A 23,328-nucleotide genomic window follows, 5' to 3' on the forward strand; every position below is an offset into this window, starting at 1 on the left:
CCCCGCGTCAACCTGCGTCCCCGCGATTCGCTCGTGGTGGCCAAGCCAGTAGTGATCAGGGCAGAGGCGTGGCTAGCATGCCGCCCATGCCTGGCATCACGATTGAGTTCACCGAGCAGGAGCTGGCCGAGCTGCGTGCCGAGGCGAGGGAGAAGGGCGTCGCGATCAAGCGCCTGGCGCACGACATACTGACCGAGGACGTGGTCCGGCGGCGTCAGAAGCAGCGTTTCGTCGAGGGCGCCGTGAAGTTCGCCCTGGAGTACAAGCCCGAGTTCGAGCGGGAGTTCCCGCACGGCATGCGGTGATCCTGTATGTCGACGCCGGTTGGGTGCTGAACGTCCAGGTCGAGGTCTCCCCGGTGAACACCCCGGTCCGGGACTGGGGTGCGCTGCACTGCATGACCGAACGCCACCGCTATGAGCGGTTCTCGGGCGAGCCCTATTACGAGGAGGCCGCCGCCCGCGCCGCGACCTTTCTGCACACCTCACTGATCCTTGAGCCGTTCTCCGACTACAACGCCACGATCGGTGCGGCCTGCGCGCGGATGTACATGGAGGAGTCGGGAGAGCCGATCACGCCTCCGCCGGGTGGCATGGTCAAACTCGTCCGCGAGATACGGGAGATCAGCGGATTCCGGCTCGGCGAGACCGCCCGCAGGCTGCGCGACTGGGCCGACTGACGCCCGACGTGGCCCGCCGATGCCCGGCGCGGCCTGCCGATGCCCGACGTGGCCCGCCGATGTCCGATACGGCCCGCTGTACGGCCCCCATCGGTTGTGGGCTGAGCGGTGGCGTTGGGCGGGCTCGGCGGCTGTGGGTTCAGCGGCGGGCGTCAGCCGGGCTCAGCGGCTGACGTTGGGCGGCTCAGCGGCGGGAGTTGGTCCGCCGGGTCGGCTCGGCCGTCGCCGGGTCCTCCGGCCACGGATGTTTGGGATACCGGCCGCGCAGCTCGGCCCGCACCGAGCGGTAGCCGTCCTTCCAGAACGACGCCAGATCGGCGGTGACCGCGGCCGGACGCCCCGCCGGGGACAGCAGATGCACCAGCAGCGGCACCCGTCCGCCCGCGATCCGGGGCGCCTCCTGCCAGCCGAACAGCTCCTGCAGCTTCACCGCCAGCACGGGCCGGTCCGCGCCGTAGTCCACCCGCACCCGCGAGCCGCTCGGCACCTCGATCCGCTCCGGCGCCAGCTCCTCGAACCGCGCGGCCTCGCCCGTGGCCCACGGCATCAGCCGGGCCAGCGCCTGTCCCGCGTCCACCCGCCCCAGATCGGCCCGCCCGCGGGCCCGCGCCAGCTCCGTCCCGAGCCAGTCGTCCGTGCGGTCCAGCAGCGCCGCGTCGGAGACATCCGGCCAGGCCCCGCCCAGCTCCTGATGGAGAAACGCCATCCGCTGCCGGACCGCCGTGGCCTGCGCCGACCAGCGCAGCAGCCCCGTCCCCTCGCGGCGCAGCCCCTCCAGCAGCGCCCGCCGCACCAGCTCCGGATCGGGCTTGGCCAGCGGCCGGGACACCAGCTCGATCGCGCCGAGCCGGGCCACCCGGCGCGCCACGACGTCCCCGTCGGCCCAGCGCACCTCCGCACCCTCCGAGGCCAGCGCCGCTGCTGCCGCCCGGGCGGTGTCCTCGTCGGTCACGGCCGCGAGCCGCACCCGCGCCGACGCGGAGGTCACCGGCCGGTCCGCGACGGCCACCGCGAGCCACGGCGACCCGCCCAGCCGCGAGCCGTCGCCCAGCTCCGCGCCCGTCCCCGCGGCCATGAGGTACACCCGCTCGCCGCGCCGCCGGGCCACTCGCTCCGGAAACGCCAGCGCGGCCAGCATCCCCGCCACGGCGTCATCGCCGCGCGCCGCCCGCTGTGCGCCACGTGCGCCATCGGGCCGCGCGTCGCCCGCGCCGGTCAGGGCCTGTTCGAGCCGCCGGGCCTCCTGGCGCCAGCGGGCGGCGTAGGGGTCGCCGCCGTGGCGGGCGGTGCGCCAGGCGGCGGCGAGGTCGTCGCCGTACTCCCTCGGGGGCTCCTCGCTCAGCAGGGCCACCACCTCGGCCGCCCGGCGTGCGCCGACCTCCTTCGCGCCGTCGATGAGCGCCCGCGCGAGGCGGGGGTGGAGGCCGAGGCGGGCCATCCGGGTGCCGCGCTCGGTGGCCCGTCCGGCGGCGTCCACGGCGCCGATCGCGGTCAGCGTCTCGCGGGCGGCCGTCATCGCCCCGGTGGGCGGCGGATCGAGCAGGGCCAGCCCCGAGGCGTCCGGATCGCCCCAGCACGCCGTCTGCAGCGCGAAGGCCGTAAGGTCGGCGCCGGCGATCTCCGGGGACGGGAAACGCGGCAGCCGGGCGTCCTCCGCCTCCGGCCAGCAGCGGTAGACCACCCCGGGCGCCTCACGCCCCGCACGGCCCGCGCGCTGCCGGGCGGCCGCTCGTGACGCCCTTACGGTCGTCAGCGCGCTCAGCCCGCGTGCGTGGTCCATCCGGGGCTCACGCGCCAGCCCGCAGTCCACGACGATCCTCACGCCCGGCACGGTCAGGCTCGACTCGGCGACCGAGGTGGCCAGCACCACCCGCCGCCGTCCGCCGTCCGAGCCCGCCAGCACCGCCTCCTGTACGGCGGCCGGCGCCCGCCCGTGCACCTGCAGGACCTCCGCCTCGGCGAGCCCGCCCAGCTTCCCGGCCACCCGGGAGATCTCGCCCACGCCCGGCAGGAAGCACAGCACATCGCCCTCCCGCTCGCGCAGCGCCCGCCGCACCACGGCCGCGACATGGTCCAGCAGGGCGGGGTCCACCCGCATCCCGTGCGGCGGCCGTACGGGGCGCTCGGACGGCGCCCAGACCACCTCCACCGGATGGGACACGCCCGGTGCCGAGACGACCGGCGCGGGCCCCTCAGGACCGTCCCCGACGTCCGTCCCGCTCTCCCCGCTCTCCCCGCCGTCGCCGAGCAGCCGCGCCCAGCCCTCCGCGTCCGTGGTCGCCGAGGCGGCGATCAGCCGGAGGTCGGGGCGCAGGGCGGCCCGGACGTCCAGCAGGAAGGCGGCGGCCGTGTCCGCGTCCAGATGGCGCTCATGGCATTCGTCGAGAACGACCACATCGACGCCGGTCAGCTCCTGGTCGCGTTGCAGCCGTTGCAGCAGCACGCCGGTGGTGACCACCTCGACCACGGTCCCGCGGCCGGCCTGCCGCTCCCCGCGCACGGTGAAGCCGACCTTCCCGCCCGGCCGCTCGCCCAGCAGCCACGCCATCCGCCGCGCGGCGGCCCGTGCCGCGATCCGCCGCGGCTCGGCGACCAGCACCCGCCGCACCGGTCCGCCGCCCACCAGCCCGGCGAGCACCAGTGGCACGAGCGTCGTCTTACCGGTCCCCGGAGGCGCGCACAGCACGGCGACCCCGCGGTCCTCGAGCGCGCGCAGCAGCGCGGGCACGGCCTCGCGCACGGGAAGGCGGTCGAGGGCCTCGGCGCGCGGGTCCCCAGGAGTGGTCAACGCCTCTGCTCCGATTCCGCTCAGTCCCGCTCGCATACGAAGATCGCCGTGCCCGGGATGAGGTTCCCGCGCAGGGGGGACCAGCCGCCCCACTCCTGGTGGTTCCACGCGGGCCACTCCGGCTCGATCAGGTCGAGCAGCCGGAAGCCCCCGGCCACCACGTCCCGCACCCGGTCGCCCAGCGTCCGGTGGTGCTCCACGTAGACGGCCCGGCCCGACTCGTCCTGCTCCACATAGGGCGTGCGGTCGAAGTAGGAGCCGGCGACGGACAGCCCCTCGGGGCCGGGTTCGTCGGGGAACGCCCAGCGGATCGGGTGCGTCACCGAGAAGACCCACCGTCCGCCCGGCCGCAGCACCCGGCGCACCTCGCGCATCACCCGCACCGGCTCGGCCACGAACGGCACCGCCCCGTACGCCGAGCACGCCAGGTCGAACGAGCCGTCCCGGAAGGGCAGGGCCGTGGCGTCCGCCTGCACCAGCGCGACCCCGGCCCCGTCGCCCGTCCCGTCGCCGCCCCCGGCGGCGGCCTCCGTGTCGATCCGCCGCGCGTGCCGTAGCTGCCGGTGGGAGAGGTCCAGCGCCACCGGCCGCGCCCCCTGGGCGGCCAGCCAGCGGGCGCACTGTGCGGCGCCCGCGCCCACCTCCAGCACATCGCGCCCCTTGAGCGCCTCCACCGGGCCCAGCAGCCCGGTCTCCGCCTCGTCCAGCCCCTCCGGGCCCCATATGAACCGGTCGTCGCCCAGGAAGGCGCCGTGTTCCTCCTGGTACTCGTCCGCGTTGCGGTCCCACCACCCCCGGCTGGCCCGGCTGCTCTCCGCCTCGTCGGCGATCCGGCGGGTGGCCGTCGGATCGGCCGCCTCCGCAGGGGTGCTGGGCTCGTGTTCTTGGACCATCGCGCGCGTCGTCGTACTCTCTGTATCGACCTGTGGCTGCGGGGCACGGTGAAGACCGCGTCGCAGTACGGACCATGCAATTTGCCGGGTTCGGGGAGTTAATCCCCACGTGTGCTCTTCGTGCATTGACCATGCCCGGCTGCCCCCGTATGCTACAAGTTGCGCTGCGGGCATGTGCGCCTCGGACCGAGCAGGCCGCACTCGCATCTGTTGTATGTCCCCTCGGTTGTCGAGGTGCATGGGCTTTTCGATCATTCGAAATCGGAAAGATTCGGTGCCTCCAAGGCTGTCCGGCATCGGCAGTGCGATAAGGGCCCCGGCGTAGCAGTACCTACGACTCAATGTCCGTACCGGAGCCCTTTCCCACATGACGAGCAGCACCGAGGCAACCCGCACCACTCCGCAGGTGGCGGTAAACGACATCGGTTCCGAGGAAGCCTTCCTCGCCGCGATCGACGAGACGATCAAGTACTTCAACGACGGCGACATCGTCGACGGCGTCATCGTGAAGGTCGACCGGGACGAGGTCCTGCTCGACATTGGTTACAAGACCGAAGGCGTCATCCCTTCCCGCGAGCTTTCGATCAAGCACGACGTCGACCCCAATGAGGTCGTGGCCGTCGGCGACGAGATCGAGGCCCTGGTTCTCCAGAAGGAGGACAAGGAAGGCCGCCTGATCCTCTCGAAGAAGCGCGCCCAGTACGAGCGCGCCTGGGGCACCATCGAGAAGATCAAGGAAGAGGACGGGATCGTCACCGGTACCGTCATCGAGGTCGTCAAGGGTGGTCTCATCCTCGACATCGGCCTCCGTGGCTTCCTCCCCGCCTCCCTGGTGGAGATGCGTCGCGTCCGCGACCTCCAGCCCTACGTGGGCAAGGAGCTCGAGGCGAAGATCATCGAGCTGGACAAGAACCGCAACAACGTGGTCCTGTCCCGCCGTGCCTGGCTGGAGCAGACCCAGAGCGAGGTCCGCCAGACCTTCCTCACCACCCTCCAGAAGGGTCAGGTGCGCTCCGGCGTCGTCTCCTCCATCGTCAACTTCGGTGCGTTCGTGGACCTCGGCGGCGTCGACGGTCTCGTCCACGTCTCGGAGCTGTCCTGGAAGCACATCGACCACCCCTCCGAGGTTGTCGAGGTCGGCCAGGAGGTCACGGTCGAGGTCCTGGACGTCGACATGGACCGCGAGCGCGTCTCCCTGTCGCTCAAGGCGACCCAGGAAGACCCGTGGCAGCAGTTCGCCCGGACCCACCAGATCGGCCAGGTCGTCCCGGGTAAGGTCACCAAGCTCGTTCCGTTCGGTGCGTTCGTCCGCGTGGACGAGGGCATCGAGGGCCTGGTCCACATCTCCGAGCTGGCCGAGCGCCACGTGGAGATCCCGGAGCAGGTCGTCCAGGTCAACGACGAGATCTTCGTCAAGGTCATCGACATCGACCTCGAGCGCCGCCGCATCAGCCTCTCGCTGAAGCAGGCCAACGAGGCGTTCGGTGCCGACCCGTCCGTGGTCGAGTTCGACCCGACCCTGTACGGCATGGCCGCGTCCTACGACGACCAGGGGAACTACATCTACCCCGAGGGCTTCGACCCCGAGACCAACGACTGGCTCGAGGGCTTCGAGACCCAGCGGGAGGCGTGGGAGACCCAGTACGCCGAGGCGCAGCAGCGCTTCGAGCAGCACCAGGCGCAGGTCATCAAGTCCCGCGAGGCCGACGAGCAGGCCGCTGCCGAGGCGGGCAGCGGCGCCGCTCCGGCGCCCGGCGGGCAGGCGTCCGGTGGCGGCGGCGGTTCGTACTCCTCGGAGTCGGCCGACAACTCCGGCGCCCTGGCTTCGGACGAGGCGCTGGCCGCGCTTCGCGAGAAGCTGGCCGGCGGCCAGAGCTGATCACCGGCCGCTAGTCGGCACCAGTTGAATGGGTAAGGCCCGCTCCCCCTGGGGGGCGGGCCTTACGCATGCCCGGGTCGCCGCACACTGACCGAAACGGAGTCCACGGTCACGCTCCGGGCGGCGTCGATCCTGATGCCCTCCCGGCCGCCGCGGACCGTGATCCCCCTGACGGTCCAGTACGAGGCGCCGTTCAGCCGCAGCCCATAGCCGCCGCTCGCGGTGAGGACCGCCTTCGACGAGCCGGTGAGGGTGATCCGCGAGCCGGAGGTGCCGGAGGCGGTGATCTCGAAGCTGCCCCGATACCTGCCGTCGGCGAGCCGGATCGTATCGCCGGGCCGGGCCCCGGCGAGGGCCTCCCTGAGCCCGTCCGCGTCGTTCACGGAGATCGGGACGGTGGTGGCGGCGGGGGCCTCCCGCGCGGTCGTACCGGCCGCGATCAGCCCGCCGGCGGCGACCAGCCCGGCGGCGGAGGCGGTGACGAAGGTGCGTAATCGGGTGGGAGTGCGGCCGGGGGAGTGCATAGGAGGCTGCCTTCCTGTGCCGTGGCCAGAGGTGAACACGCTGGGTTCTGGTCAGTGAACGCCGGATGACATGATGAACCGCTGACGGCTGGCGAAGATAGGCGTGCCGCATATGCGCGTCAACCCCGCGAAGTGCGCCGACGTCGAGTTCGGGCCGCTCCCGTTAGCCCAAATGAGCTCCTCCGCAACGCGGTTCACGGCCGCCGGGCCATCGCGGCTCCGGCTCGGGGAATGCCCCCGCCCTCGTTCGGTGTTCTTCGGAGCGGACACAAGGAGGAGCGGTCACAGTGCAAGATCCGCAGGAGTTGTACGCATGGGAACCGAGCGGGCTGGCGGAGGTCGACGCGATAGCCTCGCGGGACTCGGCCGGGCTGGTGCTGCTGTACCACTTCGACGGCTATATCGACGCCGGCGAGACGGGGGACCAGATCGTCGAGCGGCTGCTCGACGGCCTGCCACGCAAGGTCGTCGCGCGCTTCGACCATGACCGGCTGGTCGACTACCGGGCCCGGCGCCCCCTGCTCACCTTCCAGCGCGACCGCTGGACGGCGTACGAGACCCCGAAGCTCGAGCTGTATCTGGTGCGCGACGCGACCGCGGCCCCGTTCCTGCTGCTCGCCGGGCCGGAGCCGGACGTGGAGTGGGAGCGGTTCGCGGCGGCCGTACGCCAGATGGTGGAGCGGCTGAACGTACGGCTCGCGGTGAACTTTCACGGCATCCCGATGGGCGTGCCGCACACCCGGCCGGTCGGCATCACCCCGCATGGAAACCGCATCGATCTGACACCGGGTCATCGCGGCTTCTTCGACGAGGCCCAAGTGCCCGGCAGCGCCGAATCCCTGATCGAGTACCGGCTCGCCGAGGCGGGACGCGATGTGCTCGGCGTCGCCGCGCATGTGCCGCACTATCTGGCCCGGTCGGCCTATCCGGACGCGGCGCTCACCGCGCTGGAGGCCATCACCGCGGCCACCGGTCTGGTCCTGCCGGGGCCCACGCACGCCCTGCGCAACGACGCCCTCAAGACGCAGGAGGAGATCGAGCGGCAGATTTCCGAGGGGGACGAGGAGCTGGTCGCGCTCGTACGGGGTCTTGAGCACCAGTACGACGCGGTGGCCGGGGCCGAGAGCCGCGGCAATCTGGTCGCGGAGCCGGCCGAGCTGCCCTCGGCGGACGAACTGGCGGCGGAGTTCGAGCGGTTCCTGGCCGAGCGGGAGGGCGAGGGTGGAGCCTGAGCGAGGGCCCGGCCGGTGCGCCGTATAGCGTGGGCCCCATGCTGAAGCTGGGGCTCACGGGCGGAATCGGCGCGGGCAAGAGCGAGGTCTCACGGATCCTGACCTCATTGGGAGCGGTGCTGATCGACTCGGATCGAATCGCTCGCGAGGTGGTCGAGCCGGGGACTCCTGGACTGGCCGCCGTCGTGACCGAGTTCGGCCCCGAGGTGCTGACCGCCGACGGCCATCTCGACCGGCCCAAACTCGGCGGGATCGTCTTCAACGACCCGGAGCGGCTGAGCGCGCTGAACGCGATCATCCACCCCCTGGTCCGGGACCGCTCCGCCGAGCTCCAGGCGGCGGTCGCCCCCGATGCCGTCGTGGTCCATGACGTCCCGCTCCTGGCCGAGAATAAGCTGGCCTCGCTCTACGACCTGGTCATGGTCGTGGACGCCACGCCCGAGACCCAGCTCGGCCGGCTGATACGGCTGCGCGGCATGGCCGAGGACGAGGCGCGGGCCCGGATGGCGGCGCAGGCCACCCGCGCCGACCGGCTGGCGATCGCCGATGTCGTGATCGACAACAATGGCCCGATCGAGGCGCTGGAGCCGCAGATCACCAAGGTCTGGGCGGATCTGGTGGCGCGGGCGGTCGGCGCGGAGGGCTGAGCGAGGGCGTGGCGCGGAGCGCGCGGGGCTGAGCCGGGGCGCGGCGCGGAGCGTGCGCGCGCCCGTGGCGGGGAATGCGGCGTGCGGGGTGATTGTTGTGGTCCTCGTGGCGAACGATCATCCGTGACAGTTCATCCCGTCCCCTCACCCGATCCACCGCCTCATCACCGAGCACGTACCCGGGGAAGGAAACGGCTGTGCCCGAGCCCACGCCCGAGACCCACGTCATCGACTACCGCGCCGCCGAGCAACTGCTCGCCGCCCGAGATCCACGGGGCGCCGTGAAGCTGCTCGACTCCGTCATCAGCTCCCACCCCGAGAACACGGCGGCCCGGCTGCTGCGGGCGCGCGCGTTCTTCCTCGCGGCGCAGCTGCGCTCGGCGGAGCTGGAGTTCCAGCTCGTCATCGAGCGCGAGCCGGACAACGCGTTCGCCCACTTCGCCCTGGCCCGCACCCTGGAGCGGGCCAACCGCTCGGCCGAGGCCACCCGCCACTTCCGGCTGGCCGCGGCGCTCGATCCGCGCCCGGACTTCGTCGAGGCGGCCCGGTTCGGCGAGCGGGGCTGAAGGGCCGGACAGGCGGGGCGCGGGCTCGTCCGCGGCGCTTGCCGGGCCCGGACTCCGCCCCATCCGCCGATCCGTACACGGCGGCCCATACCGGGCCGCTGTGCGGCGGCCCGGCCCCGGTCAGCGCCAGAGGGCGAACCCGCCGAGGACCACCGCGCCCAGCAGCACCACCCCGCCGAGCCCCAGCGCCACTCCGCGCTGCCGGACGAGGTCGTACGGGTCGGCCTCCTGTCCCGGCCGCGCCTCCCGCCGCCCGTACGGCTCTCCGGTTCCGGAGAGCATCAGCCCCAGCGCACAGAGCGCGATGCCGATCGCCAGCACCCCCATGACGGCCCCCTGTCGCGGCAGGTACTCAGCAGGTACTCGGCAGTATCTCCCGGAATGCGGGGCTCCCGGCCGTCGATATCCCGTCACCCCCGGAGCGCCGTGCACGCCTTACGGCGTCCATGCCTTGTGGCCGCCACCCCGTGCATGCCTTACGGTGTCCGGCGCCGCCCGCGGCTCCGCCTGCGCTCGCCGATCGGCGCGTACGGCGGCACATCCGGGCCGGGCTGATAATGCGGCCCCTGCCGGATGTGCCGGATGACCAGGATCAGATCGACCAGGGTGACGACGGCGAGCGCCCCACACGCGGCCGCCCATCCCGGCCGGCCCACGACCGCGAAGGCCACCGCGCCGCCGAGCGTCCAGAGCAGCCCCCACGTGGCCAGCCCAAGCCGCATCCGCAGCGGGCTGCGCGCGTGTACCGGTTCGTCACCCGTTCGGATCAACCGCGTCGGCATGGGCATCGTATCTCCCGTTTTCGGCAGCCTTCTTCTATTTTCCTCCGCTTTGTGACTCCTCGAATCTACCGCCGAGGGGCGCCCCCCGATACCTGAGATCCTGTCGTGAGCATCCACACGGGACGGCATGGGACCAGGACGATGAGGAGCTGCCAGTGATCCGCCAGTCATGGGACGAATCGGCCGCCAAGCGGGCCCGTATCCGCGGCTGCCTGCTGGGCGGGGCGATCGGGGACGCTCTCGGCAATCCGATCGAGTTCCTCTCCCTGCGGTCGATCCGCGAGACCTATGGCGGCACGGGCATCACCACCCTCGTCCCGGACGGCAGCGGAGTCGTGGGCCGGGTCACCGATGACACCCAGATGACGCTCTTCACGGCGGAGGGCCTGATACGGGCCCACGCCAGATCCTCGTCCAAGGGCATCGAAGGATCCGAGACCGCCGTCGTCCGCCATGCCTATCTGCGCTGGCTGGACACCCAGAACCACCCCGGGCCGCCGCCCGCCGAGGGCACCGGCGACCTGGTCCGCACCGGCTGGCTGCGCACCCAGCCCTGGCTGTACGCCCGCCGCGCCCCCGGCAACGCCTGCCTCTCCGGCCTCACCAAGGAACATGTCCCCGCCCCGCGGGCGCCCCTGGACGGCATCCCCGGCCCGGTGAACCCCGGCTCCAAGGGCTGCGGCACCGTGATGCGCTCGGCGCCGTTCGGCCTCACCGGGCTCGACCCCCGCGACTGCTTCGAACTCGCCGCCCGCTGCGCCACGATCACCCATGGCCATCCGACGGGCTCCTACGCGGCCGGTGCCCTGGCCGCCATGATCGCGTGCCTGCTCGACGGCGAGTCCCTCGAAGGCGCGACCCTGCGCGCCCTGGAACTCCTCGCCCGCTACCCCCGCCACGAGGAGACCACCGCCGCCCTCCGTAAGGCGGTCGAGCTGGCGGCCGAGGGCGATCCGACCGCCGAGAAGGCCGAATCGCTCGGCGGCGGCTGGGTCGCCGAGGAGGCGCTGGCCATCGCGGTCTACAGCGCCCTGGCCCGTACCCCCGCCCAGCAGATCCTCTACGGCCCCGGCGGCAAGATCAGCTACGATCCGGCGCCCCCGCGCACCCCCGTCCAGGCGGCCCTTCTGCTCTCCGTCAACCACTCCGGCGACAGCGACTCGACGGGCTCGATCTGCGGCAACCTCCTCGGCGCCCACCTCGGCGACCTCCGCCTTCCCCTGTCCTGGCTGGCCCGGACCGAGGGCCGCGGCACGATCGCCGAGCTCGCCGACGACTTCGCCTCCGAGTTCCACCGCTCCGTGGAGCTGTACGAGCCCTACGACGACGTGGTCTTCCCCCGCGACCGCTACCCGCTCAGCTGACCGCGCCCGGCAGTGCTCAGCTGACCGTGCCCGGGAGCCGGGGTGAGCGGCGGCCCCCGGATCCCGCTCAGACAGCCGTGGAGCCGTCCTTACGGTCGCGCCGGATCCAGCGCTGGATCTTGTGGAGGAAGAGAAAGCGCTCGCGCTTCTCGCGGGTGCTGCGGTCGAGCTCTTCCATGAGGCGCTTGGAGCGCTGCTCCATGTCGAGTTCGTCGAGGATGCGGTCGATCTCCGCGAGCAGGGCACCGTGGAGCTGCCACTGGCGAGGGTGCTCCTGGACGCGGCGCAGCAGGAGATCGGCGCCCCGGTCGCGGCTGGCGTGGGCCTTCACAAGCTCGCTGGAGAGGCGGGATTCGGCTTCTTCGGCGTTCGCGCTGACCTGCGTGGTGACCAGGACGGCGAAGCTCTCGACGGCGGCGGCGAGATGGACGAAGAGGTCCTTGAGGGCCTCCGCCACCTCCGGGGGGAAGAGCGGTTCCTCCGTCCGTGCCTTGGCGAGGTCGGTCAGGGTCCGGGACATGACGCGCAGGATGACGGTGCAGATCTCCAGCGTGTCCAGGCCGGTGCGGAGCACCACGCGGTAGAGGAGGCCCTCCTTGACGCGGGGGTTGAGCCGCACGCTGTCCTCCGCCTGGCGGAGTGCGGCGTCGACCTGGGTGATGTCGTGGTCGAGCCGCCGGGCCTCGTAGAGACGGGCGGCGGCGCGGTCGACGGCCATCTGGCTGCCCAGCTCCTGGCCGATGTGCAGCATGAGCTGACGCATCCGGCGGGCCAGGTCCTCGATCGACTTGCCGGCCGTCTCGACCCACACCGGAGGGGCGAGGAAGAAGTTGAAGGCCATCCCGACACCGGCTCCGATGAGGGTCTCCAGCACTCGGTCCCAGGCGTAGGTGGTCACCTGCGTCACGCCGAGGACCAGCATCGCGCTGATCGCCACCTCCTGGACCCAGTCGCCCACCCGGGTGAGATAGCCGGCGGTCTGGGCGGCGAGGATGATCAGGCACAGACTCCACCAGGTCAGCCCCACCAGCACGCTGAAGGCGACGGCGATCAGGACGCCCACGATCACGGCCTCGACCCTGCGCAGGCTCCGGGTGAGGGTCGCGTAGAGGGTGACCTGGACGACGAGGAGGGCGGTGAGCGGGGCGGTGAGCGGGGCGGGTTCCTTGCTGAGCTCGAGGGCGACGACGTACGCGATGGTCGCGGCCGCCGTGGAACGCACTGTCTGGACGACGACCGGATCGTGGCGCCGTTTGACGAACTCTGCCACCGGGTCGGGAACATCAGGCACGTACATGCCTCTTCCACGCGGAGGGGGCCGCCATGTCATCGGCCGCCGCGTACGGGTTAACGTGTCGCGCGTGATCAGGCCATTCAACGGAACGCAGGGGACGGAGGACGGCGCGGCGCTTCCCGGAAGCACCGGTCCCGCCGCCACCGTCGAGGCTCATCCGCGCCAGGTCGGGCGGGTACGGACGGAGTACGCACCCGATCCGGACGGGGACCCGGACCCCGGGGAGATCGTCTGGACATGGGTGCCGTACGAGGAGAACGACGGCCGCGGCAAGGACCGGCCGGTGCTGGTGGTCGCGCGGGAGCAGGGCGGGACGCTGCTCGCCGTGCAGCTGTCGAGCAAGCGGCATGACGCCGACCGCGAGTGGGTGCCGATCGGCTCCGGGCCCTGGGACCGGGCCGGGCGGGACTCCTGGGTCGATGTGGACCGGGTGCTGCGGGTGCACCCGGACGGGATGCGGCGCGAGGCGTGCGCGCTCGACCGGCCGCGCTTCGACCTGGTCGTGATGCGGCTGCGGCAGCGGTACGGCTGGAGCTGAGAAAGCCTCACGCTGGGGAACGCGCCTCAGGGTGGGGAACGCGCCTCACGCTGGGGAATGCGCCTCACGCTGGGGAACGCGCCTCGGCCGTTGCGGGACGTGCCTCTCGCCGAGGAGACGTCTCAGGCGTCGGCCAGCGCCAGCAGCTTGGTGACCGTGTTCCAGTTGCGGGCGGTGGCCGGCACGCCGAGCCGGGCGTTGGTGACCTTCGCCGCCAGCTTGGAGCGGCCGACCCCGTCCGGGCAGCGCAGGAAGATCTCGCGGCCGATGAGGCGGAACTCGTCCGGGGCGTAGGTGGCCGGATCCACCGCGTCCAGCATGGCCGTGTCCGTGGGCACGTCCGCCAGGAAGACCACATGTAGGGTCTTGGGCTCGGCCGCGGCCTCCGGATAGGGGTTGGCCTCGATCGCCGCGGCCAGCTCATCGCGCGTACGGACCATGACGGGCACGGGAAAGCCGAGGTCGGCGGCGAAGCCGTCCTCGAGGGTGCGGGCCGTCCGCTCGGGCGGGGTGCCGGGGTCGGCGAAGACGATATTGCCGGTCTGGAGGTGGACGGTGACGTCCTCGAAGCCCAGCTCGGCCATCAGCTCACGCTGCCGGGCCATGGGGAACTTCCTGTTCCCGCCCACATTGATGCCGCGGAGCAGCGCTATCTGAAATGCCATGGCCGGAGGGTACCTCTCCCTGAGCCGGGGAGCCGGGCCCCCGCGGCCCATGGCGTGGGGCCCACGGCATGATGGGGGCGTGCGGCTCGAAGCGATCACCTGGGAACGGCTGACCGACGCGACCGCCGACCGCATCGCCGGGCTGACGGCGGCGGACGGCGGCCCCTGGCTGAGGGTGGCCGTCGACGGGCCTCCGGCGGCGCCCACCGCCGAGCTGGCGCGGGATCTGTCGGAGGCGCTGCGGATCCGGGGGCGTCCGGTGCTGGTGGTCGGGTCGGCGGGGTTCTGGCGGCCCGCCTCGCTCCGCTACGAGTACGGGAAGCGGGACCCCGACGCGTACTACGACCGCTGGCTGGACACCGGCGCCCTGTGGCGCGAGGTCTTCGATCCGCTGGACCCGGGGGCGGGCGGCACCGGGCGGGTGCTGCCCGACCTGTGGGATCCGGTGACCGACCGGGCCACACGCAGCCCGTACGCCGAACTTCCGCGGGGCGGGGTGCTGCTGCTGCACGGCGCTCTGCTGCTGGGGCACTGGTTCCCGTTCGATCTGTCGGTGCATCTGCGGCTGTCCCCGGCCGCCCTCGCCCGCCGCACGGAGGAGGACGACCACTGGACGCTGCCGGCCTTCGCGCGCTACGAGGACGAGGTGGGTCCCGGTGAGGCGGCGGATGTGGTGGTGCGGATGGACGACCCCCGGCATCCGGCCTGGCACCGCCCCGAGCCGTAACCGGGTACGTCTCGGGGCGGTGCGCAGGACGTCATGTCCGGGGTGGTGCGCGAAAGGTCACTTCTTGGCCGACGGGCATTCCTTCCAGGCGAAGTGATAGGTGGTGCTCACATCGCCGTCGGTCGAGTCCATCGCGATGAAGCTGGTCGTTTCCTTGGTGTTGGACGTTCCGGCGTTGGCCCGCAACTCGGTGTTGATATTGAAGTTGCGGAGTTCACCGCAGGGCGACCACACCACGGTCGCGATATCGGCCGTGTCGGTGACCTGCCAGTTGTCGTCGTAGGAACCGGCGAACTCATGCGTGTTGGACGAGGTCTGCGACTGCCCCTGGAAGTAGTACGAGGCTTTCTGGGTGGCGGACGCGCCCTTTTCCAGATGGGCGAAACCACGGTAGTCGACACTGGCGATGGCGTAGGAGAAGCCCTGTGGCACATGCGTGACCAGGCTCAGCTGACAGTTCTTTCTGAAGTCCGTCGGCTTGGATCCCACGCCCACCTGGGCGAGATACTCGCTGTAGGTCACGGTGAAGGCCGTGTTGTCGGGGGAGACGGCGATCGCCGCGGTGCCCGCCGGGCAGCCCGATCCATTCACGGTCGCGACCGTGATCACGATCTTGTCGGGTGGCACGGTGTCGAACGGGGGTTGCGCATATGCCTGGGAAGTGAGCGTCGAGGCGAATAACGCCGCGACCACGCCGCCTGCGTACAGAACACCGGGCATGATTCTCCATTCGATGGTGGATTTACCGTGCTACTGGACGGCGGAGGGGCATTCCTTCCAGGCGAGGTGGTAAATGGTGCTGACGCCGCCGTCCGTCGAGTCCATGGCCATGAAGCTGGTGCTGCCCGCGGAGGAGGTGCCGGCGCTGACCCGCAGCTCGGTGTTGACGTTGAAGTTGCGGTCCTGGCCGCAGGGGGCCCACACCAGGGCGCTGTAGTCGGTGCTGTCGGTGGTCTGCCAGTTGTCGTTGTACGGGCCGCTGAATTCATGGGTCCGTGACGCGGTGTCCGCCGAGCCCTGGAAGTAGTAGCTCGCCTTCTCGGTGCCCTTGGCGCCCTTTTCGAGGTAGCCATAACCCCGGTAGTCGACCTGGGCGATGGCGTACGTGAATCCCTGCGGCACATGCACGCCGAGGCTGAGCTGGCAGTTCTTACGGATGTCGGTCGGATCCGAGTCGGGGCCCACCTGGGCGAGATAGTCGCTGTAGGTCACGGTGAAGGCGGAGTTGTCGGCGGCGGCAGCCACGGCGGCGGTGCCCTTGGGGCAGCCCGAGCCGTTCACCGTCTTGACGCTTATCTGGATCTTTTCCGGCGGCCCATCAGGAGCCGAGGAAACACCTTGGGTGGAAAGGGCCGAGGCGAATAGCGCCGCGGCTGCGCCGCCCGCGAGCAGAACACCGGACATGGCTCTCCAATTCGATCACTTGTGGGGACGTAGTTGAGCGGTGAATTTCCAAGGAGCGGGAAGAACAGGGCGTGCGGGGGCAGGGCAGGGGGAACCGCGGGAGCGGGTGGAGCGGAAGATCGGTGGAACGGGGAAGAGCGGAAGAGCAGAAGAGCGGGGAAGAGCGTTATCGCGCGGTACGGTTCGTACGGCCGAACGCAATGAGAGCCCCATGCCCGGCGGGTGACGGAAAGCCAGGGCGATGGGCGCTCTTAAGATAGGGGTGATAGGCAAGCGCCACAAGACGGCCGAGGAATTCCGGAACAAGATATTTCCGTCCCGGCCGGGAAGAACGATTCAGAAGAGCGGTTGCGGAAGAACGCCTTCCAGTGCCAGCAGGGAGCGCTTGGTCTCCAGCCCGCCGCCGAAGCCGCCGATGCCGCCGTCGCTCTCGACCACCCGGTGGCAGGGGACCACGACCGGCAGTGGATTGCTGCCCATGGCCATGCCGACGGCGCGGGCCGCGCCCGGCTCGCCCACCCGGTCGGCGAGGTCCTGATAGCCGACGACCGTGCCGTAGGGGACATGGGCGGCCAGCTCGCGCAGCACCCGGCGGTTGAAGCCGGTGGTCAGGGACCAGTCCAGGGAGAGGGTGAACGCCTTGGTGTCCTCGGCGAAATAGCTCTCCACCTGCCGGATCGCCTCGGCGAGATGCTCGGCGCAGCGAGGCGCCACCGGGGTGGCCGCGGTGCCGGAGCCCGCGGACGGCATGGGCGTGGGCTCGGCGCCGAGGCGGCGCGTAAGCCTGGCGACGGCCTCGGCCGCCGTCTTCTCCTCCGCGTGGAAGACCACCTGGACCAGCCCCTCGTCCGTGGCCGCGAGCAGCAGCGGGCCGATGGGCGTGGCGGGGACCGCCCAGGCCCAGGCGCGCGCGTCCCGCCGCTCCGGCCCCTCGTGCGGGTCCCGCTGTGTCTGCCGCTCTGCGATCGTCACGCCCTCAGCGTAGAACCCACCACCGACAGCGCCCCGCCGGTCGGCCGGCGGGGCGACTCGTCCGGGAGCCGTGGGTTACGAGGCGTCGTCGAGGGCGTCCCGGATCACATCGGGCTTGTTGGTGATGATGCCGTTCACGCCCATGCCCGCGACCGAGACCGCCGACGGGCCGTCGTTGACGGTCCAGGTGTAGACCTCCAGCGGCTTGCCGTGCGCCCCGTCCACCGACCGCACCGCGGCCACGTAGCCGGCGTCGATGGTCTTGTAGCTGGGGTTGATCTGGTCGGAGAACTCGGCGTACTCCGGCAGGTCGGCGACGGCCGGGGTGCCCAGGAAGCCGGTCTTGAGGTCCGGTCGCAGCCGGTGGACCGACCGCACGGAGTCGGCGCTGAAGCTCTGGATGATCAGCCGGCGCTTGTGCCGGTGGTCCAGCCAGCCCTCTCTTCGCAGCTCCCGCAGCGTCTGGCGTTCGATCCCCGGATAGAGCTCAGGAGCCTTGAGCTCCAGCAGGAGCTTTTGGTGGTTGTCCGAAACCCGGTCCATGTACTCCTCCAGGGTCGGCACCGTCTCGCCCTGGAACTCGGCGCCGAACCAGCTTCCGGCGTCCAGCTTCTCGATCTCGTCGAGGGTGAAGTCGGAGATGTTCCAGGGCGCCCGGTCCGGGAAGACCTGCTCGACGTCGGTGGTCCGGTTCAGCGTGGTGTCGTGCATCACGATCAGCTCGCCGTCCCTGGTGCGCTGGACGTCGTTCTCCACCCAGTCGATGCCCAGGTCGTCGGCGGCGTCGACGGCGGCCAGGGTGTTCTCGGGGGCGTAGGCGGAGGCGCCGCGATGGGCCACGGTGACCGTGTGGTGGTGCGTCTGGCCGGTGGCCTGGGCCGTCGCCGTGGCCGTGGGGAGGAAGAGCGCGGACATCCCGATGAGCGCGCCGGTTAACGCGGCGGCCGGGCGGATCTGCATACGGACTCCTCGCGTCGTCTGACTCTCGTCTGACTCATGGACGGGCAGAGGGTCCCAGATGCGCGGTAGCGGAGGATAGATATCGGATGGACGTAAAATTCATGCCACGGGCGACATCAGGCACATGATCATCTAAATTCGGCCAGAGGGTCTGCGGCGGGCGGCGCGCGGGAACGCCCCGCCGTTGTCAGTGGCGAGTCGTACGGTTGGTCTCATGCGGCCCGTAACTCAGCTCGAACGCAAGGTGGCGCCCTTCGAGGTCGTCAGCCCCTATCAGCCCAGCGGTGACCAGCCCACCGCCATCGCCGACCTCGAACGGCGCGTGCGCGGGGGTGAGAAGGATGTCGTGCTGCTCGGCGCGACCGGCACCGGTAAGTCCGCGACCACCGCGTGGATGATCGAGAAACTGCAGCGGCCCACGCTGGTCATGGCTCCGAACAAGACACTCGCCGCCCAGCTGGCCAATGAGTTCCGCGAGCTGCTGCCGAACAACGCGGTCGAGTACTTCGTCTCGTACTACGACTACTACCAGCCCGAGGCGTACGTCCCGCAGTCGGACACCTATATCGAGAAGGACTCCTCGATCAACGAGGAGGTGGAGCGGTTGCGCCACTCGGCCACGAATTCGCTGCTCACCCGGCGTGACGTGATCGTGGTGGCATCCGTCTCCTGTATCTACGGCCTCGGTACGCCGCAGGAGTACGTGGACCGCATGGTGCCGCTCAAGGTCGGCGAGGAGATCGACCGCGATCAACTGCTGCGTCGCTTTGTCGATATCCAGTACGCCCGTAATGACATGGCCTTCACCCGGGGCACCTTCCGGGTCCGCGGCGACACCATCGAGATCTTCCCGGTCTACGAGGAGCTCGCGGTCCGCATCGAGATGTTCGGCGACGAGATCGAGGCGCTCTCCACGCTCCACCCGCTCACCGGTGAGGTGATCAGCGAGGACCGGGAGCTCTATGTCTTCCCGGCCAGCCACTATGTGGCCGGGCCCGAGCGCATGGAGAAGGCCATCGCCGGGATCGAGGCCGAGCTCACGGAGACCCTGGCCCGGATGGAGAAGCAGGGCAAGCTGCTGGAGGCCCAGCGGCTGCGGATGCGCACCACCTACGACATCGAGATGATGCGCCAGATCGGCACCTGCTCGGGCATCGAGAACTACTCGCTGCACATCGACGGCCGTGAGTCCGGCTCCCCGCCGCACACCCTGCTGGACTACTTCCCGGAGGACTTCCTCCTGGTCATCGACGAGTCGCATGTCACGGTGCCGCAGATCGGCGCGATGTACGAGGGCGACGCCTCCCGTAAGCGGACCCTGATCGAGCACGGCTTCCGGCTGCCCTCCGCGCTCGACAACCGCCCGCTGAAGTGGGAGGAGTTCCTGAAGCGGGTCGGCCAGACGGTCTATCTCTCCGCGACCCCGGGCCCGTTCGAGCTCTCCCGGGGCGATGGCTTCGTGGAGCAGATCATCCGCCCGACCGGCCTGATCGACCCCGAGGTCGTCGTCAAGCCGACCGAGGGCCAGATCGACGATCTCATCCACGAGATCCGCACCCGCACCGAGAAGGACGAGCGCGTCCTGGTCACCACCCTCACCAAGAAGATGGCCGAGGACCTGACCGACTACATGCTCGAGCTGGGCATCCAGGTGCGCTATCTGCACAGCGATGTGGACACCCTGCGCCGGGTCGAGCTGCTGCGCGAGCTGCGCGCCGGTGAGTTCGACGTGCTGGTGGGCATCAACCTGCTGCGGGAGGGCCTCGACCTTCCGGAGGTCTCCCTGGTCGCCATCCTCGATGCCGACAAGGAGGGCTTCCTGCGCTCGGGCACCTCGCTGATCCAGACCATCGGCCGTGCCGCTCGTAACGTGTCGGGCCAGGTGCATATGTACGCCGACAAGGTCACCCCGGCGATGGCGAAGGCCATCGACGAGACCAACCGCCGCCGCGACAAGCAGATCGCGTACAACAAGGCGAACAAGATCGATCCGCAGCCGCTGCGCAAGAAGATCAACGACATCGTGGCCCAGATCGCCCGCGAGGACGTCGACACGGAGCAGCTGCTCGGCACCGGCTACCGCAAGGTGAAGGACGGCAAGGACGCGAAGACGCCCGTGCCGGCGGCCGGCGGCAAGGCGGCCAAGGGCGGTAAGGCCGCCAAGGGCAAGGCCAAGGAAGAAGTGCTGACCGACCGGCCCGCGGCCGAGCTCGCCGAGCAGATCGAGGAGATGACCGACCGCATGCGGGCCGCGGCGGCGGAGCTCCAGTTCGAGGTGGCGGCGCGACTGCGCGACGAGGTCTCGGAGTTGAAGAAGGAGCTGCGGCAGATGAGGGAGGCGGGAGTCTCCTGACAGCCGGGCGCCCCGGGCCTGCGCCGGGGCGCCCGCAGCTTCGCTGTGTTGCAAGACCGACACAAAAGCCCGCTCGTCCGGCCGGAGCCCTGGCGGCAGTGCATAGGGTTTTCGGAGGGCCGTGCATACGGCGCGGCCACGGCCGCACACCCGCGGCGGCCACGGGGAATCGAGAGACGAGAGTAGGGACAGCGCGTGACGGTCAACATGTCCAAGGGACAGGCCATCAGCCTGCAGAAGGCCGACGGGGGCGCCCTGACCGCAGTGCGGATGGGGCTGGGCTGGCAGGCGGCGCCCCGCCGCGGACTGTTCGGCTCCCGTACGAGGGAGATCGACCTCGATGCGTCGGCCGTGCTCTTCGCCGACAAGCAGCCGACCGATGTCGTCTTCTTCCGCCACCTGGTCAGCGATGACGGCTCGGTCCGCCACACCGGTGACAATCTCGTGGGCGGGGCCGGGCAGGGCGGCGACGACGAGGCGATCCTGGTCGATCTGCAGCGGGTGCCCGTCCACATCGACCAGATCGTCTTCACGGTGAACTCCTTCACCGGCCAGACCTTCGCCGAGGTGCAGAACGCGTTCTGCCGGCTGGTGGACGAGACCAACGGGCAGGAGCTCGCCCGCTACACCCTCACCGGTGGCGGTCAGTACACCGCCCAGATCATGGCCACGGTCCAGCGCGCGGGCAGCGCCTGGCAGATGAAGGCGGTCGGCGAGCCGGCCAACGGGCGCACCTTCCAGGACCTGATGCCGCACATCGTGCCGCATCTGTAAAAGGGCCTGTCACCGCCGCTCGGACGAGCGGCGGACAAGTCGATCAGCGGATCCGCCCCGGAGGCGAACCGCCCAGATGAGCGCGTCGGCCCGGTGGAGCACAGCTCGCCGGGCCGACGCGCTCACCGCACACCTACGGCATCAGCGGAATACAACGAGGGGACGCAGCCATGACGGCCGAGCTGGTCCGAGGGCAGAACCACCCCCTGCCCCAGACCCGTTTGGAGATCCGGATCTCTGCGGGCAATCCGATCGTGGCCGGGGCGACACTCGGCGATGAGCGGGGCACGGTGCATGGCGCGGAATGGGTCGCGCATCCCGCCTCGCCCCAACTGGCCGGGATAGAGGTGCCCAAACAGGCGGCGGCCGACCACCGGCTCGCCGTCGACCTCGACGCGATGCCCGGCCACATCCACCGGGTCACCGTGCTGCTCGCGCTGCCGGCCGGCGTCGGCGGCCCGGCCCGGTTCGGCGTCATGGCCGCGCCGTTCGTCGCCGTCACCGGCCTCGACGGCACTGAGATCGCCGGCTACACCATCACCGATCTGGACTCGGAGTCCGCGGTGACCGCCCTGGAGCTCTACCGCAGGCAGGGCGCCTGGAAGGTGCGCGCCGTCGGCCAGGGGTACGCGGGTGGGCTGGCCGCCATGCTGCACGACCAGGGGCTGGCGGAGGCCGCCGACCTCGCGGCGCGGATCAACGAGGCGGTGGCGCGGGGCATGGCCCGCTCGGTCGCCCAGCCCCCGCCCCGCTCCGAGGGCGACGGCCGGGTGCGCACGGCCGCCACGGGCGGCGGCGCCGCCCCGGCACCTGCGAGCGGCGGTGGCGATCCGGTGCCTGCGGGTGGCGGCGCCGACCCGGCCCCCGCCCAGCCGCAGACCCCTTCGCAGCAGCCACAGGGCGCGCCCGCCCCCGGAGGGCCGGTCAACTACGAGCACCCGGGCCGCCGTACGGCCGCGCCGCCCACGCCCGCGCCCGCCGCGCCGCCCGCCGCACCCGGACAGCCCGCCCAGCCGGTCGCGGGCGACGCCTCCGGCTGGACCATGGACGAGCGGCTCTACAACCAGGTCTGGGGGATGTTCGAGGACCTGGCCCGGACGGCCGCGGCCTACCGCAGCGCCGTGGACTTCGCCGAGTCCCGGATGGAGCAGGAGCTGGACCGGGTGCTCTCCGACCCGCGCTCCCGGGTGGGCCCGGCCGCCGACTCCGCCCGCGCCGAGGCGCGCGCCAAGCACGCCGACCTCGTCGAGCAGGCCCGCGCCGCCCTCGACCGCGATCTGGCACAGCTCACCGCCGAGGCCGAGGTGGTGGAGCCCGCACTGCCGCCCGCCTACGCCCGCTGGGACAGCCCGGTGTGGCAGGCGTACCAGGTGCCGATGGAGATCCCGATGGCCCTGCGTGTGGGCGATCTGCACCTCCCGGAGCGCACCGGTCTGCGCATCCCCATGCTGGTGCGGCTGCCGCTGGAGCGGGGGCTGTGGATCGACGCCGGGCGTTCGGGCGGGTTCGACGAGGGGCCGGCCGACTCCGGTGAGCTGCGCAGGCTGGCCGCGGACGCGGCGGTCGCCATCGCCGCGCGGCTGCTGGCCGTCTATCCGGCGGGGGAGATCGCGGTGCAGGTGATCGACCCGGCGGGTTCGGCCGCGGGCTCGTTCGCCCCGCTGGTGGGGTCGGGTGCGCTGGCCGAGCCGCCGGCGGCCGGAGCCCAGGGGGTCTCCTCGGTGCTGGCCGCCCTGACCCGCCGCGTCGACCTGGTGCAGATGGCGGTCCGCAGCGGCGCCACGGACGCGCTGCCGCCCGATCTGGACACCGCCGAGCAGCTGCTGATCGTCCACGACTTCCCGCACGGTTTCGACGACCGGGCCGTCACCCAGCTGCGCTATCTGGCGGACGAGGGGCCCGCCGTGGGCGTGCATCTGATGATGGTCGCCGACCGCGAGGACGCGCGGGCCTACGGTCCGGTGCTGGACCCGCTGTGGCGGTCGCTGCTGCGGCTCACGCCGGTCGCCGACGACCACCTCGCCGACCCCTGGGTGGGCCATGCGTGGACGTACGAGCCGTCGATGGTGCCGCGGGGCAGCCGGGTGCTGGACCAGGTCCTGGGGGAGGCGGGCCGGGCCGCGAAGGCTCTGAAGGCTGCCAGGGCCCGTCCGTCATATGGCAACTGACCTGGTCTTTTGCCCATCTCTTTACTCTTCCATGGGGATTCCTGTACCCTCGTATACGCGGAGGGGAGTACTCCTGTAGCGGTGTTCCCGTCACCACGGATTCCGTCCGGCCCCAGGAG

General features: G+C 71.1%; 23 protein-coding genes. 12 read left to right on the plus strand and 11 right to left on the minus strand.

The genetic code is table 11. From position 1 onward, the window contains the following. The first annotated feature begins 86 nt into the window (after positions 1-86). Entirely contained in the window at positions 87-305 is a 219-nt protein-coding gene (locus J5X86_RS25050) for a hypothetical protein (RefSeq protein ID WP_043240610.1), read from the plus strand. 23 nt (positions 306-328) lie between these two features. Further along, positions 329-679 carry a hypothetical protein gene (locus tag J5X86_RS25055; protein WP_237298834.1) on the plus strand — a complete coding sequence of 117 codons (351 nt, stop codon included), beginning with the start codon at positions 329-331 and terminating at the stop codon, positions 677-679. A 184-nt stretch (positions 680-863) separates the two neighbouring features. Here J5X86_RS25055 and hrpB read toward each other — a convergent pair whose 3' ends face one another. Together hrpB and J5X86_RS25065 are read right to left on the minus strand one after the other, a co-directional pair. Next, complete coding sequence (gene hrpB / locus J5X86_RS25060) at positions 864-3,503, minus strand: ATP-dependent helicase HrpB (RefSeq protein WP_243981319.1); 2,640 nt, start codon at positions 3,501-3,503, stop codon at positions 864-866. Next, positions 3,488-4,360 carry a class I SAM-dependent methyltransferase gene (locus J5X86_RS25065; RefSeq protein WP_208518996.1) on the minus strand — a complete coding sequence of 291 codons (873 nt, stop codon included), beginning with the start codon at positions 4,358-4,360 and terminating at the stop codon, positions 3,488-3,490. Before J5X86_RS25065 ends, hrpB begins: the two co-directional genes overlap by 16 nt. A gap of 367 nt (positions 4,361-4,727) precedes the next feature. Between J5X86_RS25065 and rpsA the strand changes: the two genes are divergently transcribed. Continuing rightward, the gene (gene rpsA / locus J5X86_RS25070; protein WP_078640844.1) at positions 4,728-6,239 is read left to right on the plus strand and encodes a 30S ribosomal protein S1; all 1,512 of its coding nucleotides are present in this window, start codon (positions 4,728-4,730) and stop codon (positions 6,237-6,239) included. A 62-nt stretch (positions 6,240-6,301) separates the two neighbouring features. On the opposite strand, the gene J5X86_RS25075 is transcribed toward rpsA, so the two are convergent. Further along, positions 6,302-6,763, minus strand: a complete 462-nt coding sequence (locus J5X86_RS25075) for a hypothetical protein (protein ID WP_208518997.1) — start codon at positions 6,761-6,763, stop codon at positions 6,302-6,304. A gap of 287 nt (positions 6,764-7,050) precedes the next feature. Between J5X86_RS25075 and J5X86_RS25080 the strand changes: the two genes are divergently transcribed. The 3 genes from J5X86_RS25080 to J5X86_RS25090 all read left to right on the plus strand — a co-directional run bounded on the left by J5X86_RS25080 (position 7,051) and on the right by J5X86_RS25090 (position 9,208). After that, positions 7,051-7,995: a PAC2 family protein gene (locus J5X86_RS25080; protein ID WP_208518998.1), complete on the plus strand. Its 945-nt coding sequence runs from the start codon at positions 7,051-7,053 to the stop codon at positions 7,993-7,995. 38 nt (positions 7,996-8,033) lie between these two features. Next, positions 8,034-8,642 carry a dephospho-CoA kinase gene (coaE, locus tag J5X86_RS25085; protein WP_208518999.1) on the plus strand — a complete coding sequence of 203 codons (609 nt, stop codon included), beginning with the start codon at positions 8,034-8,036 and terminating at the stop codon, positions 8,640-8,642. 197 nt (positions 8,643-8,839) lie between these two features. After that, positions 8,840-9,208, plus strand: a complete 369-nt coding sequence (locus J5X86_RS25090; protein WP_078640840.1) for a tetratricopeptide repeat protein — start codon at positions 8,840-8,842, stop codon at positions 9,206-9,208. A gap of 120 nt (positions 9,209-9,328) precedes the next feature. Here J5X86_RS25090 and J5X86_RS25095 read toward each other — a convergent pair whose 3' ends face one another. Continuing rightward, positions 9,329-9,535 (minus strand): hypothetical protein, encoded by a 207-nt coding sequence (locus J5X86_RS25095; RefSeq protein WP_208519000.1) that lies wholly within the window; start codon positions 9,533-9,535, stop codon positions 9,329-9,331. Between the two features lie 149 nt (positions 9,536-9,684). Further along, positions 9,685-9,990, minus strand: coding sequence for a DUF6343 family protein (locus tag J5X86_RS25100; protein ID WP_208519105.1), 306 nt, complete (start codon positions 9,988-9,990; stop codon positions 9,685-9,687). A 155-nt stretch (positions 9,991-10,145) separates the two neighbouring features. On the opposite strand from J5X86_RS25100, the gene J5X86_RS25105 reads away from it, so the two are divergent. Next, positions 10,146-11,354, plus strand: a complete 1,209-nt coding sequence (locus J5X86_RS25105) for an ADP-ribosylglycohydrolase family protein (RefSeq protein WP_208519001.1) — start codon at positions 10,146-10,148, stop codon at positions 11,352-11,354. A gap of 67 nt (positions 11,355-11,421) precedes the next feature. On the opposite strand, the gene J5X86_RS25110 is transcribed toward J5X86_RS25105, so the two are convergent. After that, on the minus strand, positions 11,422-12,651 hold the full coding sequence (locus J5X86_RS25110) for an aromatic acid exporter family protein (RefSeq protein ID WP_243981320.1): 1,230 nt from the start codon (positions 12,649-12,651) through the stop codon (positions 11,422-11,424). Positions 12,652-12,715: 64 nt separating this feature from the next. Here J5X86_RS25110 and J5X86_RS25115 point away from each other — a divergent pair, with 64 nt between their 5' ends. Beyond that, positions 12,716-13,186, plus strand: a complete 471-nt coding sequence (locus J5X86_RS25115; protein WP_308124712.1) for a type II toxin-antitoxin system PemK/MazF family toxin — start codon at positions 12,716-12,718, stop codon at positions 13,184-13,186. Between the two features lie 122 nt (positions 13,187-13,308). Here the strand turns inward: J5X86_RS25115 and J5X86_RS25120 are convergent, their stop codons facing one another. Then, on the minus strand, positions 13,309-13,851 hold the full coding sequence (locus J5X86_RS25120; RefSeq protein ID WP_208519002.1) for a DUF1697 domain-containing protein: 543 nt from the start codon (positions 13,849-13,851) through the stop codon (positions 13,309-13,311). Between the two features lie 79 nt (positions 13,852-13,930). On the opposite strand from J5X86_RS25120, the gene J5X86_RS25125 reads away from it, so the two are divergent. Further along, positions 13,931-14,578: a uridine kinase gene (locus J5X86_RS25125; protein ID WP_208519003.1), complete on the plus strand. Its 648-nt coding sequence runs from the start codon at positions 13,931-13,933 to the stop codon at positions 14,576-14,578. A 57-nt stretch (positions 14,579-14,635) separates the two neighbouring features. Here J5X86_RS25125 and J5X86_RS25130 read toward each other — a convergent pair whose 3' ends face one another. The 4 genes from J5X86_RS25130 to J5X86_RS25145 form a co-directional block, all read right to left on the minus strand. Further along, the gene (locus J5X86_RS25130) at positions 14,636-15,298 is read right to left on the minus strand and encodes a DUF4360 domain-containing protein (protein ID WP_078640833.1); all 663 of its coding nucleotides are present in this window, start codon (positions 15,296-15,298) and stop codon (positions 14,636-14,638) included. Between the two features lie 30 nt (positions 15,299-15,328). Continuing rightward, on the minus strand, positions 15,329-15,982 hold the full coding sequence (locus tag J5X86_RS25135) for a DUF4360 domain-containing protein (RefSeq protein WP_208519004.1): 654 nt from the start codon (positions 15,980-15,982) through the stop codon (positions 15,329-15,331). Between the two features lie 336 nt (positions 15,983-16,318). After that, positions 16,319-16,954, minus strand: a complete 636-nt coding sequence (locus J5X86_RS25140) for a methylated-DNA--[protein]-cysteine S-methyltransferase (RefSeq protein WP_374229290.1) — start codon at positions 16,952-16,954, stop codon at positions 16,319-16,321. Positions 16,955-17,029: 75 nt separating this feature from the next. Further along, positions 17,030-17,914, minus strand: a complete 885-nt coding sequence (locus J5X86_RS25145; RefSeq protein WP_208519005.1) for a glycerophosphodiester phosphodiesterase family protein — start codon at positions 17,912-17,914, stop codon at positions 17,030-17,032. Between the two features lie 214 nt (positions 17,915-18,128). On the opposite strand from J5X86_RS25145, the gene uvrB reads away from it, so the two are divergent. The 3 genes from uvrB to J5X86_RS25160 all read left to right on the plus strand — a co-directional run bounded on the left by uvrB (position 18,129) and on the right by J5X86_RS25160 (position 23,209). After that, positions 18,129-20,267, plus strand: coding sequence for an excinuclease ABC subunit UvrB (uvrB, locus tag J5X86_RS25150; protein ID WP_208519006.1), 2,139 nt, complete (start codon positions 18,129-18,131; stop codon positions 20,265-20,267). Between the two features lie 195 nt (positions 20,268-20,462). Continuing rightward, entirely contained in the window at positions 20,463-21,041 is a 579-nt protein-coding gene (locus tag J5X86_RS25155) for a TerD family protein (protein WP_078640828.1), read from the plus strand. A 170-nt stretch (positions 21,042-21,211) separates the two neighbouring features. Continuing rightward, the gene (locus J5X86_RS25160) at positions 21,212-23,209 is read left to right on the plus strand and encodes a TerD family protein (RefSeq protein ID WP_208519007.1); all 1,998 of its coding nucleotides are present in this window, start codon (positions 21,212-21,214) and stop codon (positions 23,207-23,209) included. The last annotated feature ends 119 nt before the right edge of the window (positions 23,210-23,328 follow it).

Source organism: Streptomyces sp. NEAU-YJ-81 (genome assembly GCF_017592595.1).
Classification (GTDB): Bacteria; Actinomycetota; Actinomycetes; order Streptomycetales; family Streptomycetaceae; genus Streptomyces; species Streptomyces hygroscopicus_B.

What these genes read in the sequence shown, in the direction of transcription:
- J5X86_RS25130 (WP_078640833.1), bottom strand. Translation starts at nt 15,298, where the DNA reads ATGCCCGGTGTTCTGTACGCAGGCGGCGTGGTCGCGGCGTTATTCGCC.
- J5X86_RS25050 (WP_043240610.1), top strand. Translation starts at nt 87, where the DNA reads ATGCCTGGCATCACGATTGAGTTCACCGAGCAGGAGCTGGCCGAGCTG.
- J5X86_RS25100 (WP_208519105.1), bottom strand. Translation starts at nt 9,990, where the DNA reads ATGCCGACGCGGTTGATCCGAACGGGTGACGAACCGGTACACGCGCGC.
- J5X86_RS25160 (WP_208519007.1), top strand. Translation starts at nt 21,212, where the DNA reads ATGACGGCCGAGCTGGTCCGAGGGCAGAACCACCCCCTGCCCCAGACC.
- J5X86_RS25095 (WP_208519000.1), bottom strand. Translation starts at nt 9,535, where the DNA reads ATGGGGGTGCTGGCGATCGGCATCGCGCTCTGTGCGCTGGGGCTGATG.
- J5X86_RS25065 (WP_208518996.1), bottom strand. Translation starts at nt 4,360, where the DNA reads ATGGTCCAAGAACACGAGCCCAGCACCCCTGCGGAGGCGGCCGATCCG.
- J5X86_RS25110 (WP_243981320.1), bottom strand. Translation starts at nt 12,651, where the DNA reads ATGTACGTGCCTGATGTTCCCGACCCGGTGGCAGAGTTCGTCAAACGG.
- J5X86_RS25145 (WP_208519005.1), bottom strand. Translation starts at nt 17,914, where the DNA reads ATGCAGATCCGCCCGGCCGCCGCGTTAACCGGCGCGCTCATCGGGATG.
- J5X86_RS25135 (WP_208519004.1), bottom strand. Translation starts at nt 15,982, where the DNA reads ATGTCCGGTGTTCTGCTCGCGGGCGGCGCAGCCGCGGCGCTATTCGCC.
- J5X86_RS25120 (WP_208519002.1), bottom strand. Translation starts at nt 13,851, where the DNA reads ATGGCATTTCAGATAGCGCTGCTCCGCGGCATCAATGTGGGCGGGAAC.
- coaE (WP_208518999.1), top strand. Translation starts at nt 8,034, where the DNA reads ATGCTGAAGCTGGGGCTCACGGGCGGAATCGGCGCGGGCAAGAGCGAG.
- rpsA (WP_078640844.1), top strand. Translation starts at nt 4,728, where the DNA reads ATGACGAGCAGCACCGAGGCAACCCGCACCACTCCGCAGGTGGCGGTA.
- J5X86_RS25075 (WP_208518997.1), bottom strand. Translation starts at nt 6,763, where the DNA reads ATGCACTCCCCCGGCCGCACTCCCACCCGATTACGCACCTTCGTCACC.
- uvrB (WP_208519006.1), top strand. Translation starts at nt 18,129, where the DNA reads ATGCGGCCCGTAACTCAGCTCGAACGCAAGGTGGCGCCCTTCGAGGTC.
- hrpB (WP_243981319.1), bottom strand. Translation starts at nt 3,503, where the DNA reads ATGCGAGCGGGACTGAGCGGAATCGGAGCAGAGGCGTTGACCACTCCT.